13 protein-coding genes are annotated in these 17,270 nt (G+C 34.6%); 10 read left to right on the top strand and 3 right to left on the bottom strand.

The window, feature by feature from the left end:
• Positions 1 to 82 precede the first annotated feature (82 nt).
• Complete coding sequence (gene porV, locus B0A58_RS06055; RefSeq protein WP_089080294.1) at positions 83 to 1,252, bottom strand: type IX secretion system outer membrane channel protein PorV; 1,170 nt, start codon at positions 1,250 to 1,252, stop codon at positions 83 to 85.
• A 36-nt stretch (positions 1,253 to 1,288) separates the two neighbouring features.
• Positions 1,289 to 5,107, bottom strand: coding sequence for a type IX secretion system sortase PorU (gene porU, locus B0A58_RS06050; protein ID WP_089080293.1), 3,819 nt, complete (start codon positions 5,105 to 5,107; stop codon positions 1,289 to 1,291).
• Between the two features lie 192 nt (positions 5,108 to 5,299).
• Here porU and gldJ point away from each other — a divergent pair, with 192 nt between their 5' ends.
• From gldJ to gldA, 8 genes are all read left to right on the top strand, one after another.
• Complete coding sequence (gene gldJ, locus B0A58_RS06045) at positions 5,300 to 7,009, top strand: gliding motility lipoprotein GldJ (protein WP_089080292.1); 1,710 nt, start codon at positions 5,300 to 5,302, stop codon at positions 7,007 to 7,009.
• A 57-nt stretch (positions 7,010 to 7,066) separates the two neighbouring features.
• The gene (locus B0A58_RS06040; protein ID WP_089080291.1) at positions 7,067 to 8,353 is read left to right on the top strand and encodes a UDP-N-acetylmuramoyl-tripeptide--D-alanyl-D-alanine ligase; all 1,287 of its coding nucleotides are present in this window, start codon (positions 7,067 to 7,069) and stop codon (positions 8,351 to 8,353) included.
• A 1-nt stretch (position 8,354) separates the two neighbouring features.
• Positions 8,355 to 9,083 (top strand): tetratricopeptide repeat protein, encoded by a 729-nt coding sequence (locus B0A58_RS06035; RefSeq protein ID WP_089080290.1) that lies wholly within the window; start codon positions 8,355 to 8,357, stop codon positions 9,081 to 9,083.
• A gap of 13 nt (positions 9,084 to 9,096) precedes the next feature.
• Positions 9,097 to 10,452, top strand: a complete 1,356-nt coding sequence (locus tag B0A58_RS06030; RefSeq protein WP_089080289.1) for a UDP-N-acetylmuramate--L-alanine ligase — start codon at positions 9,097 to 9,099, stop codon at positions 10,450 to 10,452.
• A gap of 18 nt (positions 10,453 to 10,470) precedes the next feature.
• Positions 10,471 to 10,911 (top strand): GNAT family N-acetyltransferase, encoded by a 441-nt coding sequence (locus B0A58_RS06025; RefSeq protein WP_243389451.1) that lies wholly within the window; start codon positions 10,471 to 10,473, stop codon positions 10,909 to 10,911.
• A 386-nt stretch (positions 10,912 to 11,297) separates the two neighbouring features.
• Entirely contained in the window at positions 11,298 to 13,286 is a 1,989-nt protein-coding gene (gene uvrB / locus B0A58_RS06015) for an excinuclease ABC subunit UvrB (RefSeq protein ID WP_089080286.1), read from the top strand.
• A 288-nt stretch (positions 13,287 to 13,574) separates the two neighbouring features.
• Positions 13,575 to 13,754 carry a CAL67264 family membrane protein gene (locus tag B0A58_RS06010; RefSeq protein ID WP_014083682.1) on the top strand — a complete coding sequence of 60 codons (180 nt, stop codon included), beginning with the start codon at positions 13,575 to 13,577 and terminating at the stop codon, positions 13,752 to 13,754.
• A gap of 87 nt (positions 13,755 to 13,841) precedes the next feature.
• Entirely contained in the window at positions 13,842 to 14,744 is a 903-nt protein-coding gene (gldA, locus tag B0A58_RS06005; protein WP_089080285.1) for a gliding motility-associated ABC transporter ATP-binding subunit GldA, read from the top strand.
• A gap of 436 nt (positions 14,745 to 15,180) precedes the next feature.
• Here the strand turns inward: gldA and B0A58_RS06000 are convergent, their stop codons facing one another.
• The gene (locus B0A58_RS06000) at positions 15,181 to 15,672 is read right to left on the bottom strand and encodes a YkgJ family cysteine cluster protein (protein ID WP_089080284.1); all 492 of its coding nucleotides are present in this window, start codon (positions 15,670 to 15,672) and stop codon (positions 15,181 to 15,183) included.
• A 65-nt stretch (positions 15,673 to 15,737) separates the two neighbouring features.
• On the opposite strand from B0A58_RS06000, the gene B0A58_RS05995 reads away from it, so the two are divergent.
• Entirely contained in the window at positions 15,738 to 16,448 is a 711-nt protein-coding gene (locus B0A58_RS05995) for a class I SAM-dependent methyltransferase (protein ID WP_089080301.1), read from the top strand.
• An 11-nt stretch (positions 16,449 to 16,459) separates the two neighbouring features.
• Positions 16,460 to 16,999, top strand: a complete 540-nt coding sequence (locus B0A58_RS05990) for a YfiT family bacillithiol transferase (protein ID WP_089080283.1) — start codon at positions 16,460 to 16,462, stop codon at positions 16,997 to 16,999.
• Positions 17,000 to 17,270 lie beyond the last annotated feature (271 nt).

Below are 17,270 nucleotides of genomic sequence, written 5' to 3'. Positions count from 1 at the left end.
AAATATATTTGGTATAAAAAAGCCCTACTTTTTTTCAAAATTAGGGCTTTTTTATTGGTGTTATTGTTGGTTATTAATTATTTTAATATTCGTCATAATCGTCTCCAAATGAGAATGATAATGAAAAACGAAGGGTATTTTCGAGTGGGCTTTTAATGTTGGAGGCGTTAAACAAATAGGATACATCTATTTTTAGGGTGGTGTATTTGAATCCAGCTCCCAAGGAGAAAAATTTTCGGGCTCCTTTGTCGGGGCTTTCATGGAAGTAGCCTAATCGCATGGCAAACGAGTCTTGATAATTGTACTCGGCTCCTACAGCATAAGTTACTTCTTTGATTTCTTCTTTTAATCCGTTTGGTGCATCGCCAAATGATTTGAATAAGCCAGAGGTCCAGCCAATACTTTGATAATCTAAATTGGATTGTTGCAATTCGGATGCTGTAGTAACACCGTCTAAATTCAAATCAGGGTTTTGTGGGGTTGGCACCATTAGTTTGGCTATTTCTGCACTCAAGGTGAATTTGTTATAATCGTCAAAAGCAAAATCATATCCTGCACCTAATTTTAAATTGGCTGGCAAAAAATTGGCGGTTTTATCGGCAACACTTCTATCATAATTGATTTTTGGTCCAAGATTTTGTAAATTAAATCCTAATTTTAATCGGCCATTAAAGTCGTTGTAGGCTTCTTCTTCTGATTGATAAAAACCTGAAATGTCAAATGCAAAGGTTGAAGCTGGTTTGGCATCGCCGGTGGCATCTGGAATTTTCAAATTGGATCGGATAAATCTACCGCTAACGCCCATGGCAAATCTTTCGCTTAACTTTAACGAATAGGAAACATCGGCTGCTAACTCATTTGGTTTTACAATATTTGGGGTTTGTTCGGCATATTCTCTTAACTCGATTTCGCCTAAACCAAAGTACCGTAGGCTTCCTGCCCAAGCGCTACGATCGTTGATTTTGTTATAATAGGTTACTTGACCTAAAGAGATATCGTTTACTAGACTAGTTAAATATGGGGTGTAGCTTACTGAAAAACCTTGTTGTTTGGTTATAAACGCATATTTGGAAGGGTTCCATTGTTGTGAATAAGCATCGGCAGAGGTAGCAACCCCCTGATCGCCCAGTCCTGCTGCTCGAGCATCTGCTGCTACTAATAAAAATGGTACTCCTGTGGTTATCACTCGCTCTTGCGATTTTGAAAACTGACTTGCCATGACGCAAGTGATTATTATAGCTATTTTTTTCATTCGTGTTTTTAATTTGGTTACAAATATAATATTTTATTAAAGGATTACAAGTTTTTCGTATTTTTCTGTTTTGGTATTGGATACATTTGATTTTACTGTTAGTTTATAAATATACACCCCCTTGCCTAGCCTATCGCCAAAATCGTCTTTGCCGTCCCAGCTGATTTCTCTGGACAAAAATCCTTCTGTAGTAATTGTTTGGTTGTGTGTCCATACAACTTTTCCAGAAACTGTCATGACTTGAACTTGTACTTCTAATGGTTCAAATGGTTTGTTGTGTGTAAACCAAAATTGGGTGTAACTTACAAATGGATTAGGATAATTCAACACATTGGTTAGGGCTAATGTGTCGTTGCCCATGACTAAAAATTGGATTTCGGCTGTTACAATATTATTATAAACATCCCATGCTTTGAATTTGATGGTATGTAGCCCAACACTCAAATTACGAAAAGGAAATTTGACTTTGCCTAATTTGTAATTGTCGGGTTCGGTTTCATAATAATCGTTCATAATATACGGATTTGTTTCATTGCCATCTAAAATTCCGATGATGTCGTGTCCTATGCCGCTGGCAGTGTTGATTCCATTTTCATCGTCTAAATAGGCTAAAAAAATGGGTGATTCGTTGGTTATTCCACCGTTGATAAAGGTTTGATCATTCATATATAATTTTACTTTGGGTGGCGTTGTATCGGCAGCAGCATTTGGATTGATGCCTCCAATTTTGATGACTGTATTGTAACCCGTTTTGTCTAAAAGGATTTGATTTCGTTTTGCATAAAAACTAATTCGGCCATTGCCCAAAGGTATTCTAATGTCTCGTGGTACTACAAATCCAAATTCAAATTTGCCATTTACAATATTTGCATTACCCCGAAAAATTGTTTCGCCCAACGCAGTAAAATTCATTACTTGACCAATATCATCGTTTACAATGGTGCTTTTTTGGCTGTTTTTATCAAAAATGGCCACTGCCAAATCACCGTTGTAAGTTGATTGAAATTGATTGGATTCGTTTAATATTTCGCCAGAAAGTTTGATGTAGGACAAAGCTTTAAAATCGTCTATTGCTCCAGTAATGGGCATATCATTAACTTTGGTTAGCACTATTTTAGATTGTGGTATGGCCAGTTTCAAGGCAGGGTCGCCTAAACAAAAAATGACTTTGGCACTGGCCGAAGCTATATTTTTTGCTCTTCTCAAGGCTTCGCCAATGGAGGGATAAGTCGATTGATTAAAGCCAAATAATTGCTTATTCAATTCAAAATTAAAAGCCTCGGCTCCTGCTTGGCTCACTTCTCTAACGGTTGTAATCATGGCTATTGCTCCGCCATTTGGATTCCAATAAGTATATTCGCCTGCTGTTTTTTTATACGGATTGTCAAATCTAGAAAAATCACAAGTAAGGGTTATAAACAATGGAAATTTATTAGGATTGAACAAATTTTGACCTGTTGATTTTTCCCATAATCTTTCTTGAGCCAAACCATCTTCGCCTCCGTGTCCTAAATAATTAAAAACCAATGCTCCTTTCTCAAAGGCATTATATATGTCTTGTTTGGCTTTTGGATACCTAAATCCTCCTGCTGATGACTCTTGCACATAAGAATCTAAAATAATTTTATTAATATTCATAAATGGCTTGTTGAGCCAAAGTTCGTCTGCCACTTGATTTTGAACTACTTCTAATGAGGCATCAGAAATTTTGTCTATATCATCGGCAATATATACATAATTATTACGCCAACTTCCATAAGATTTTATGTCATGGTATGCCATTACTTTATTTACCATATCGTCGGCTTGCTGGTTGTTGCTTACAATCATCCTACCAACGGCTACATCTAATCCATTTGATCCATAGGCAAAATTATCGCCTTCATTAGCATCCATCATCCCAAAAAAATCATCGGTTGCAAACGACGATTCGCCTAAAGAGTTGCCTCTCAAGGCATGGTATATAGGCACAATATTGGTATTTAATGCTGCTGGAATTTTGTTTTTAAAATCATAAGACGCATCGCCAAACAAATTCAAATATTGAACTTTTGAGCTATTGGACGAGGCATTAAAATACACATATTTTACAAAATTACGTATCGCACCAATATCTTGTTTACCCGATGCAAACTCTTGATAAATTTGTTCCAATGGGACAACTTTAACATTGAGACTGGCATAATTTCTATGAAAATTAGCTAATTTTTCGGCTTGTGGGTATAAAAATGATGGGGTAATTATCAAATAATCTATATCTTGAAATTGTCCATTGGTATTTTTAAAAATACTTCCTTTCAAATCTTGATTGGTTACTCGGGTTTGTGCTTCTTTTAATGGCAAATAATAATCTGAAGGATCTATGGCTATAAAATGGGTGTTTTGTTGCAAATGGGCTTTAAAACTAATTAAACTCTGGTTGTTATTTGTAATTTTTGATACATTATATATATCCGAAATGTCCCATACTTGGGTAAGGTTGTTGGCATTGGCTATTTCATATAACCCCACCGTGTTACTTTGATTTTGTAGCTGAAAACGAAATTGTTTGCCAAAACCTTTTAAATAACGTTGACAATTGAGTTTGATGAAATTCAAATATCCAATAGAAATAGGCACACCATTATTTTCATATTTCAAATTTATAGACACATTTTCTGTTGCACTGATGTAGTTATAGGCATTGGACTCGTTATAAGTTCCACTGCTGCCAATAGGATATAAATCCACATCGTTATAGGATACTCCGTTGATTTTTATATTAAATTTAGTATAATTTTCGCCATTTGAAGCCAAATTTATTTCTGAAAAAATATTTGAATTGGGCACTATATTTGGAATATTAAAATCAAAAGTTTGATCATTATTCACTTCAAATGATTCTCCATACCAAGTTCTGCCTAATTTTCCGATGTTGATTAAATCTTCTTCATGATATACCACGTCGTCAAAACTGTTCAAGGTTTGGGTAGCGTTGGCAATGGGTTGTTGGTAATTTTGAATTCTTTTGCCTGGGTCGCTTGCTAAATTGATATAATAATAAGATTTATCGCTATATAAATTAACAAAAGTATTACTTTCCTGATTCCAATTATCAACACCTTCTGCATAAAATAATATATAATCTGAATCATTAAAAACACCATCATCTTCGCCAACCACTTGGATGGCATTTTCTGTTATATCATTTGGATAATCAATATTGTTACTTAATGGCAACATTTTACCACCATTGCCATATAATTTCACATTTTTGGGATTGATAGCCCCAACATTGATGCCCAGCTGTTGTAAAAAAGCTTTATCTATTTTATAAACGCCCGATTTTTGAACATAAAAACGATACCATTCACCCGAAGACAATACCGAATTGACTATGGCATAATTTTGAAAAGTACCCGCTTGAGTTTTGGCTTTGGAAGGATTAAATTGATAATCGAGCGACCTGACCATTTGATATTGGTTATTTTTTTTTATAATAGGATTGAAAGTCAATCGAACAAAAGATTCGTCTCTGGATTGGATGTTTTCAAACTGAGGTTCAATTTCGGAGGGAATTTTAGTCAAATCCAAGTCGCCCAAAGCATCTGCTGCAACATTTTCAAGTACAACCTTTTGAATTTGTATAGCCTCAGGCTGATAAAAAGTATTTGAAGGAAGCATTTGAACAAAGAAAATTTGTTTTTTCTGAACATCAAAATACATTTTATCCCGATCAAATTGAGGAAGATTCAATTGAAAATTACCATAAGACACGTTTTGATTCCACGACCAATTGAGGTTTATATTGCCCGATAATTGAGCAAAACCCGTAAAATAGAACCCACAAAAAATAAGCAATCCAATTTTTTTCATATAGAAAGGTAACGCTAATAGCACGTCAATATTATAAAAAATTTTTATTTTTTTAAAACAATAAAACAACAAAAATAGCGTTTTCTGCAATATAGAAAGCGTTTGAAAATAAAAAAAAATAATTATTTAAAAAAAAGTGTTGCAATATAAGACAATATTCTTAACTTGCACCCAAATTATTAGCTACTTAATATGAAAGTGAAAAACATTATTAGTCTTAAATTATTATGTGCATCTGCCATAATAATAGGTCTTACTAGTTGTAGTAAACAATCAAATTCAAGCAACACCTCGTCATCGACAGGGTGGAAGGTGAATGATAAAAAAGGAGGTTTCCAATACAATACAAAATTCAAAAAGCAAATGACTGCTCCTGGATTAGTAGAGGTAGAAGGTGGTACTTTTACAATGGGTAAAGTACAAGATGACGTGATGCACGATTGGAACAACACCCCTGTACAACAACACGTACAATCATTTTACATGGACGAAACCGAAGTTACCAATTTCATGTATTTGGAATACTTGGATTGGTTAAAAAGGGTATTTCCACCTACAAAAGCTAATTACAAAAACATTTACGAAGGAGCTTCGCCAGATACATTGGTTTGGAGAAACAGGTTAGGCTATAATGAAACCATGACCAATTATTATTTGCGTCATCCTGCTTATGCTAATTATCCGGTAGTAGGTGTAAATTGGATTCAAGCAACAGAATTTGCCAAATGGAGAACCGATCGTGTAAACGAATCTGTGTTGGAGAAAGAAGGCTATTTGAAAAGAGATGCCAAGGTTACAGATGCTAAAGCGGATGCTACCTTTAATACTGAAACTTATTTAGCTGCACCATCTAAAACGTATGGTGGCGACGATAAAATTGTTTTGAAAGGTAAAAACGGAAAAGCAGCACCAACAACTGGTGCAAACGGAAGTTCAAATCCGCCAACAGGTGTGTATGCAAAACGTTCATCTGGAATCATACTTCCAGAATACAGGCTTCCTACTGAAGCTGAATGGGAATATGCAGCAGCAGCAGATATTGGACAAAGAGAATACAATTTATACAAAGGTCAGAAAAAATATCCTTGGTCTGGAAGTTATACTCGTTCTGGAAAAAGAAAAGTAAAAGGCGATCAGTTAGCTAATTTCAAACAAGGAAAAGGTGATTATGGAGGAGTAGCTGGATGGTCAGACGACGGAGCAGATATTACTCAAGTAGTAAAAGCATATCCACCAAATGATTTTGGATTGTATGATATGGCTGGAAACGTTGCAGAGTGGGTTGCCGATGTTTACAGACCTATAGTAGATGATGAAGCTAACGACTTTAACTATTTTAGAGGTAACGTGTATATGAAAAACAAAATTGGTACAGACGGAAAAGTAGAAATCGTTTCGGCGGCCAATCAAAAATTTGATACAATGCCAAATGGAAAAGTGATAGCAAAAAATTTCCCAGGCCAAATTGCTCAAGTTCCAGTTGATGAAAATGAAACTTATTTGAGACAAAATTTTGACAAAAGTAACAACATCAATTATAGAGATGGAGACAGACAATCGAGCCGTTTTTATAAATTTGGAACTTCAGAAGAAGAGCTAGACAAAGCTACTTTAGAAAAACAAAAAATGTATGATTCGCCTGAACACAATGTTAGTACAGACAGTTTAGGTAATATGATTAGAAAATACGACCGCTCTTCTAAAAGAACAACTTTAGTTGATGATCATGTAAGAGTTTATAAAGGAGGTTCTTGGAGAGATAGAGCATATTGGTTAGATCCTGCTCAAAGAAGGTATTTCCCACAAGATATGGCAACAGATTACATCGGGTTTAGATGTGCTATGTCTAAAACGGGTCCAAAATCTAACAAAAAAACAGTTAGTGGAAAACTTAAAAATTAAAACATAAAAAAAACTAAAAAAGCCCTTCTTTAAGGGCTTTTTTTTATATTTGTAGTCATGGAAATTAAAGACTTACACGAGAAATTTTTACAATGCAACGCTATTTCAATTGATACTCGAAAAATCAATTCGGGTTCTTTTTTTGTTGCAATCAAAGGAACACAATTTGATGCCAATAGTTTTGCAGCAGAGGCATTAACAAAAGGAGCTTTGTTCGTTGTTATCGATAATCCTCAATATTATATTGATGAGCGAACCATTTTGGTTGAAAATAGTTTAGAAACGCTTCAACAATTAGCAAAATACCACAGGCAATATTTGAAAATTCCTATCATAGCACTGACTGGAAGTAATGGAAAAACCACTACAAAAGAACTTATAAATGCTGTTGTTTCAAGTCAATTTAATACAAAAGCTACTTTAGGTAATTTAAATAATCATATAGGAGTACCTCTTACCTTACTGAGTTTTACAACCAAAACGCAAATTGGTATTGTAGAAATGGGAGCTAATCATGTAAACGAAATTGCTTTTTTGTGTAGTATTGCCCTACCCGATTATGGATATATAACCAATTTTGGCAAAGCCCATTTAGAAGGTTTTGGTGGTGTAGAAGGTGTTATCAAAGGCAAAAGTGAGTTGTACCAATTTTTAAAAAATAACAACAAAACAGCTGTTGTAAATTTAGACGACAGCCTTCAAGTTTTGAATGCTTCGGGCATCAATCCAATTACTTTTGGTTTGAAAAAAAACCTTGCCAGTACAAACATTACCGCCATACAAGCCAAGCCGTTTGTTTCCATTTCTTTTGATGGTACTACCATAAACTCCCATTTAATTGGATTGTATAATGCCAATAACATTCAAGCTGCAGTAGCCATTGGACAATGCCTTGGCATATCAAATGATAAAATAAAAGCCGCTATTGAAGCCTATATACCTGAAAATAATAGATCGCAATTGTTAAAAAAAGGAACAAACGACATTATTTTGGATGCCTATAATGCCAATCCAAGCAGTATGACTGTGGCTATAGATAATTTTTTGCAATTGGATAAAAAACCAAAATTGTTGATATTAGGCGACATGTTTGAACTAGGAAATGAAAGTTATTTAGAGCATCAAGCATTGATTCAAAAATTAGACAATCATCTCAATATAACATGTATTTTTGTAGGTAAATCATTTTTTGAAGCAAAAATGGAACAGAAAAATAGATATTTTTTTGAGACATTTGATCAATTAAAAAACTATTTACAAAATGTAACATTACAAGACAATATCATTCTGATAAAAGGGTCGAGAGGAATGGCTTTAGAACGTTGTTTAGATTATATTTCATAGTATGAAACCATTCAAATTATATCTTTTTAGTTTAATTAGCACCGTTTGTTTGACCATTTGCAGTGGCTTTTCAATTGTTGAAAATAAAAATTTGCCCAGTTTTGAACAAGCACAACAATTGTATGCTCAAGGCAAATATGACCAATGCAAGTCGATATTGGAATTGATCATAAAAGAGCAACCAAAGCATTACAAATCAATAGAACTATTAGGAGATGTATTTGGTCAGTTAAAAAACTGGGATGAAGCCTTAAAATACTATACCCTTTTAAAGAAAAGTTTTCCAAATGAGGCCAATTATTGGTATAAATGTGGGGGTGTTTTAGGGATGAAAGCAAAAGAGGCTAATAAATTTAAGGCGCTGGGAATGATTGATGATATTAAAATGTCGTTTGAAAAAGCAATTGTTTTAAATCCAAATCACTTAGAAGCCCGATGGGCCTTGATAGAATTATACTTGCAACTTCCTGGTATTGTGGGAGGTAGTGAAAAAAAAGCCCGAATTTATGCCAATCAGTTGATGCAAATATCCAAAATAGATGGGTATTTAGCCTTTGGTCATATAGATGAATATTTTAAACGGTATTTGAAAGCGGCAGAATCCTATCAGAATGCTTTTGAAATTGGAAAATCTAAAACAGCTTTTCAGAAATTATACCAAGTTTATTACTACAAATTAAAAGACTACAACAAGGCCAAAAAATTGAAAGAACAATTTGAACGCAGTTAAAAAAAAAGACAACATGAGAACACATTTTATAGCCATTGGTGGAAGTGCCATGCACAATTTAGCATTAGCCTTACATCAAAAAGGGTATCAAGTTACGGGAAGCGATGACGCTATTTTTGAACCCTCAAAAACCCGATTGCAAGCTAAAGGCCTATTGCCAGCACAAATGGGATGGTTTCCAGAAAAAATTACTTCGGGTATAGAAGCTATTATTTTAGGAATGCATGCCAAGGCAGATAATCCTGAGTTGTTAAAAGCACAAGCATTGGGTTTGAAAATATATTCTTATCCAGAATTTTTATACGAACAATCCAAAGACAAAACCCGTGTGGTTATTGGTGGTTCGCATGGAAAAACAACCATTACCTCTATGATTTTGCATGTGATGCACTACCATCAAGTGGCGGTAGATTATATGGTGGGGGCACAATTAGAAGGATTTGATACGATGGTTCATTTGACAAAAGAAAATGATTTTATTGTTTTGGAAGGCGATGAATATTTGTCTTCGCCAATGGATCGACGTCCAAAATTTCATTTATACCAACCCAATATTGCGTTAATTTCGGGTATAGCCTGGGACCACATCAATGTATTTCCTACTTATGAAAACTATGTAGCCCAGTTTGACATTTTTATTGAAAAAATTACCAATGGAGGCATATTAGTTTACAATGAAGAGGATGCCGAAGTTAAAAGAATAGCCGAGAACACCACGCATCCTATCAGAAAAATACCCTACAACACACCAAATTATATTGTTGAAAATGGCATAACACTTTTGGAAACGCCAGAAGGTAACATGCCAATTGCTGTTTTTGGGGCTCATAATTTGAATAATTTGGCAGGAGCCAAATGGGTTTGTCAAAATATGGGTATAGATGAAGCCGATTTTTATGAGGCCATTGCCAGTTTTAAAGGAGCTTCGAAAAGATTAGAAAAAATTGCCGAAAGTAAACATAAAGTTGCATACAAAGATTTTGCCCATTCGCCAAGTAAAGTAGCAGCTACAACCAAGGCCGTAAAAGAACAATATCCTGATAGACAATTAATTGCCTGTTTGGAATTGCACACATATAGCAGTTTGAATGCTGCATTTTTGAAAGAATACAAAGGTGCTTTAGATGCTGCAGATGTAGCAGTAGTTTTTTATTCGCCCGATGCTGTTAAAATCAAGCAATTAGAAGAGGTTACTTATCAGCAAATTGCGGACTCGTTTGAAAGAAATGATTTGATTATTTACACCCACCCTGATGCTTTTAAAGCGTTTTTGTTTGAACAAGATTTGAATGAAACGGCTTTATTATTGATGAGTTCGGGCAATTATGGCGGATTAAACTTTGATGAAATTAAAGAATTAATAGCGTAAAAAGACATGATAGAATGTATGAAAACAAATAGTGATAATCCTGATTTTATTGGGCTTTATCATGAATTAGATCAATATTTGTGGCAAAAATACCCAACAGAAGGGCAGCAATATTGGCAAAACAACATCATAGAATACAATCCGAATGTGTTGGTTTTGTATGAAAACCAACAACCCGTGGCATGTGGTTGTTTTAAGAAATACAATTCCAATACTATGGAAATCAAAAGGATGTATGTTAGACCTGAAGCTAGAGGCAAAGGCTTGGCTGTTGCAATATTGGACGCATTGGAAAATTGGGGTGTTAGTTTAGGCTTTGAATATGCCGTTTTAGAAACCTTACACAAACAATTGGCCGCAATACAGTTGTATCAAAAAATGGGGTTTCAAATTACAGAAAATTACGAACCCTATGTTGGAAATGCTTTAAGTGTATGTATGAAAAAGCAAATTTTGTAAATTATTTAATGTAATTATTTACCAAATTGGGGAGCTAAAGTGAAGAGAGCCGTAGGTCTTTTTTTTTAACACACCCAGTTTTTTTATATTGAGGTTGCTCCTACTCTACTAAATTAAGGATTGGTATTGAATAGCTTTATGTTTGTGTCTAATATTTTTTAGAATAGGTGTTCTTGATAGCACTAATTTTGTTTTTTTTATTAGCGTTTTTTGCATGAGGGATAGCAGTGGAAATCCTTTTTTGGCCCTTTTTTTTGGGGCCAAAAAAGATTGAAACGAATAGCCCGACCCGTAGTTTACGGAGGGGCATGCCCATATTGAAAAAAGTAACTTGTTTTGCCTGTTTTTTATTTGACCATAATAGCAATTGAAATCCTAAATAAACCATGAAATTTAAAGTAGTTTCTGATTATCAGCCCAAAGGCGATCAACCACAGGCAATACAATTGCTGTGTAATGGGGTTGAAGATCAAGAAAAATACCAAACCCTTTTGGGGGTTACGGGGTCTGGGAAGACATTTACGATTGCCAATGTAATAGAAAAAACACAACGTCCTACGTTGGTATTGGCCCACAATAAAACATTGGCGGCACAATTGTATTCAGAATTTAAGCAGTTTTTTCCTAATAATGCTGTGGAATATTTTGTTTCGTATTACGATTATTACCAGCCCGAAGCTTTTATGCCAGTAACGGGAGTGTATATTGAGAAAGATTTGTCTATAAATGACGAATTGGAAAAAATGCGAATGAGTACTACGGCATCATTATTGTCTGGACGACGAGATATTATTGTAGTAGCCTCTGTATCATGCCTTTACGGTATTGGAAACCCAGTAGAGTTTCAACGTAATGTGATTCCATTAGAAACAGGGCAAGTGCTGTCTAGAACCAAATTATTGCATCAATTGGTTCAAAGTTTGTATTCGAGGACGGAAGAAGCTTTTTTGCCAGGCAACTTTCGGATAAAAGGCGACACGGTAGATATATATCCTAGTTATGCCGATGAGGGTTTTAGAATCCATTTTTTTGGTGACGAAATAGAAGAAATGGAATCATTTGATTTGAAAACGGCTAAAATTATAGAAAAGTTTGACAAGCTAACCATTTATCCAGCCAATATGTTTGTAACCTCGCCCGATGTGTTGCAACAAGCGATTTGGGAAATCCAGCAAGATTTGGTAAAACAAGTGGCCTATTTCAAGGAAATAGGTAAGCATTTGGAAGCCAAACGATTAGAAGAACGAACGAATTTTGATTTGGAGATGATTAGGGAGTTGGGGTATTGCTCTGGTATTGAAAATTATTCTAGGTATTTAGATGGCAGAGCGGCTGGGACACGTCCGTTTTGTTTGATAGATTATTTTCCAAAAGATTTTTTGATGGTTATAGACGAAAGTCATGTTACGATATCGCAGGTGCATGCCATGTATGGCGGCGACCGTTCTCGGAAAGAGAACTTGGTGGAATACGGGTTTAGACTGCCTGCTGCTATGGACAACAGACCCCTGAAATTTGAGGAGTTTGAAGCCATGCAAAATCAAGTGATTTATGTATCGGCAACGCCAGCCGACTATGAATTACAAAAATCGGGAGGAGTGTATGTAGAACAAATAATAAGACCCACAGGACTTATAGACCCTGTAATAGAAATCAGACCAAGTTTGAATCAAATAGACGATTTGATTGAAGAAATTCAAATTAGAGCCGAAAAAGATGAAAGGGTTTTGGTAACTACACTGACCAAAAGAATGGCCGAAGAGCTAACAAAATACCTTACAAAAGTAGCAATACGCTGCCGCTACATCCATTCTGAAGTAGATACGTTGGAGCGGATAGAAATTATGCAAGATTTAAGAAAAGGAATTTTTGACGTGTTAATTGGTGTAAATTTACTTAGAGAAGGATTGGATTTGCCAGAAGTATCGCTAGTAGCTATTTTGGATGCCGACAAAGAAGGTTTTTTGCGAAGCCACCGCTCCTTGACACAAACCATAGGTAGAGCGGCTCGAAACGTGAATGGCAAAGCCATTTTGTATGCCGATAAAATAACCGACAGCATGCAAAAAACAATAGATGAAACCGAATACAGACGCACAAAACAAATCAATTTCAACACCCAAAATCATTTGGTCCCAACGGCATTGAACAAAAAAATTGACCAAACTTTTTTGAAAAATCCATTGGTAGAACAAGAATTAGGACTCGCCCCAAATGTGGCTGCCGAGCCACAAAACACCTATTTGACCAAACCACAAATAGAAAAAGAAATCAAAGACAAGCGAAAAGCCATGGAAAAAGCAGCCAAGGCATTGGATTTTATTGAAGCCGCTAAACTAAGAGATGAAATAAAAAATTTACAAAATAAATTATAAACATATATTTCAATAATAATATTTTTGTAAAATATAACTTAATAAAAAAATTTAACAAGGCACAATATTTAGTGTATCAAAAAGGGGGACGTACATTTTTAGTACCATTTTCAATGACTATTTTTACAAAAATAGTCATCGACCATATATTATTTGGCACATTTTAGCAAAAAGAACCTATGGAACGAACCACTTTATAGAAATGTTTGGAATAGAGAAGTTTTTTTTAATTTTGTCCTTATTAAATTTAAAAAACAACGATATTTGCAATACTAAAAAACTAATACTATGGGAATGAATAAAAACTCCATTTTGGGTTGGGCCACCTTGATAATGGTCATAATGGGCGTCTTATTAATTTGTTTGGGAGCTTTTAGATACGAAGATTCTGGCTGGGGTTTTGCGGCCGTAGGCATTGGCTTTTTAGCAAATGCTTGGGTTTTTAGTTCCTTAAAAGGCAGAGTATAATCACAAAAACAGTTTTAAAATAACCCCATTTTGAAACTGTTTTTCTAAATCCAACATCATTTTTTTAATCACAAAAAAACTTACATTATGGCTATCGAAGTCAAAAATATTTCTAAAACTTATGGCACACAAAAAGCCCTCGACAACATATCGTTTACGATAGAAAAGGGAGAAATCGTTGGTTTTTTGGGGCCAAATGGGGCAGGAAAATCCACATTAATGAAAATACTTACAACTTACCTTAAACCTACTGAAGGAACAGCTTTTGTCAATCATTTTGATGTGCAACTAGAGCAAAAAGCAGTACAACAATCAGTAGGGTATTTGCCAGAGCATAACCCTTTATATTTAGATTTATACGTAAGAGAATATCTTGAATTTAATGCCAATATTTATAAAATCTCACAAAATCGCATCAACGAAGTGATCGAATTAACGGGTTTATCGGTAGAAAGTCATAAAAAAATAGGGCAATTATCCAAAGGATTCAGACAAAGAGTAGGACTTGCCAATGCCTTATTGCACAATCCAGAAGTACTTATTTTAGACGAACCCACCACAGGTTTGGACCCCAATCAATTGGTAGAAATACGAAATTTAATACAAAATGTTGGCCAGAATAAAACCGTATTCCTCTCGACACACATCATGCAAGAAGTAGAAGCCATTTGCGACAGGGTCATCATTATCAACCACGGAAAAATTGTAACCGATAAAAAACTTACCAAACTCATATCCGAAGACAACGAACAAATTCTTGAAGTCGAGTTTGATTTTATGGTCGAAAAACAGTTATTGGCCACACTCCCAAACCTCAAATCATTAAAAAACATCCACGACATGACCTGGGAACTGACCTTTGTAGCCGATCAAGATATGCGGGCAAGCATATTTGATTTCGCACAAAAAAACGGTTTAAAAACACTGCAATTATTACAAAAAAATAAAAATTTAGAAAGTATATTTAGAGAAATTACCAACACAAAATAATATTTTGGGCACCTAATCCGCCCTCCACTCCCGCTTTTTTTTCTTGCCGCAAACCATAAAACCGTATAGCGGCAAGAAAAAAAGAGCTCCGTTCAGGTCGGGGTGCAAACATCTGCAACAAACAACAAATAGCTACACTTTTCTCTAAAGAACTTTTTATTTATTAAGCTTTTTTAAATTATTCTTTTCATTACAAATATGCAACTTAGCGAGGTTCATTTCATACCAAGACTCAAACTAAACAATGTACTTTGACAATTTAGAATGTGTTTCGGACAGTCAAATAAAAATTAAATATTATAAGGTATTTACTATATTTTAAAATCTAAAACTTCTTGCTCCAATCCACTTGCTTCTAACTTCTTATTTCTACCCTCTAAATTCTTACTTCTATCCTCTTGCTTCTATCTTCTTGCTTCTACCCTCTAACTTCCATTCACAATACTATTTTCTTTTTCATAGCTTCTACAATTTCAAAAGCAGCAGGACAAATAGCAACGTTTAGCAACGTTAAATTTGTGATTTGTTGGAATTTTTTTCTATCCGTATGAGGAAATTCTCTACAAGCTTTTGGTCTTACCTCATAAATCAAACAAGTGTTGTCGCTATTTAAAAAATGACAAGGTACTTGTTGCAAAACATAATCATTTTCTTCATCAATTCTTAAAAACTGTGAAATAAACTGTTGGGGTTTTATTTTCAAATATTTTGCAATCCGCTCAATATCAGCCGATGTAAAAAGAGGCCCCGTTGTTTTACAGCAATTGGCACACAACAAACAATCCGTTTTTTTAAATGTGTCGTTGTGTAATTCTTGCATCAAATAATCCAAATTTTTGGGTGTTTTCTTTTTTAATTTTTCAAAATACTTTTTGTTTTCATTTTGCTTATCTTTGGCAAGTTTTTGTAATTCAGTTGGCGAAATCATAGCGGCTTATGGTTTTGAAATTGGACTTAAAAAGCAAATGTATTAAACATTTAATCAATATAAAAATGAAAGACCTTTTTGGAACTGCTATTTTAGATTACCAAACCCATAATGCCCCCGAAAATTTAATTACAGAAACGACCATTTCTGAAGCAGACGAAATGTCGGTAGCTTATTTATTTAGGAATTTTGAAGACATGCCAGCTTTAGAACAAACGGCATTAGCCCTATCTTTTGGTACGGTTCTCGATGTGGGCTGTGGAGCAGGTAGCCATTCGCTTTACTTGCAAAACAATCAAAATTTAGATGTTACCAGCATCGATATTTCGCCAAATGCTATACAAGCCTGTAGCCTTCGAGGTTGTCAAAAAGCCATTGTTCAAGATGTTATGGATATGGAAAACCAAGCTTTTGATACTATACTTTTGCTTATGAATGGTGCCGGAATGTGTGGTAGATTATCAAAAATGAAGGGTTTTTTAATAAAATTGAAAAGTTTGATGAAAACTAATGGACAAATATTATTAGACAGTTCTGATATTATTTATATGTTTGACGAGGATGACGATGGAGGTAAATGGATACCATCTGACTTTGAGTATTATGGCGAAGTTGTTTTTGATATTACTTATAAGGGTAAAAAAGAAAAACCATTCCAATGGATGTATATTGATTTTCAAACCCTTCAAAATGTAGCCCTTTCTATGGGTTTGCATTGTGAATTGATTTTGGAAGGAACACATTATGATTATTTAGCAAAACTGACACACCTATAAATTTAAAAAAAATGGACCAAAATTTAGAACAATTACAATATCCAATAGGGAAATTTGTAGCACCTGAAACATATACTCCAGCCTATATTGCCAATCAAATTGCAATACTTGCTGCATTTCCCACTGCTTTAGAACAAGCCGTTGCATCATTAACAGCCGATCAATTAGACACTCCATATAGACCAGATGGCTGGACAATAAGGCAAGTTGTACATCATTGTGTAGATAGTCATATCAATTGTTTTATTCGCATCAAATGGGCACTAACAGAGGAGGAACCCACCATCAAATATTATTATGAAGACCGCTGGGCTATGGGCAAAGACAATGTAGAAATGCCCATTGAGAGTTCAATCGCTTTATTAAAAGCCCTGCACTATCGGTTTGAATATCTATTACAATCGCTATCAGCATCGGAGCTCAATCGTACTTTTATTCATCCAGAACACCAAAAATCTTTTAGCATCAAAGAAATCATTGGGACGTATGCTTGGCACGGTAAACATCATTTGGCACATATTGAACAACTAAAAACCCGAATGAATTGGTAAAAAAAGTAGCCCTTAAATCAAATTGTTTTTAGAGCATTTTCTATACCAAATCACACCATAAACAACATTATTTTAATACCAAATATATTTATAATACCAAACACTCATATAAAATAGCCCAATCTGCTAGCTCTTTTTCTCCAAATATTTCACAAAAAAATAATTACGTAGCCCAGCTATGAAATGATTTTTTTATAAAATCTTGAAAAAAAATAGCATTGCATTTTTAGACTATTTTATATAAGTGTTTGGTATAAAATAGTCCAAAGAT

It is taken from the genome of Flavobacterium branchiophilum NBRC 15030 = ATCC 35035 (assembly GCF_002217205.1).
Classification (GTDB): Bacteria; Bacteroidota; Bacteroidia; order Flavobacteriales; family Flavobacteriaceae; genus Flavobacterium; species Flavobacterium branchiophilum.
This window is presented reverse-complemented; position numbering and strand designations above follow the sequence as displayed.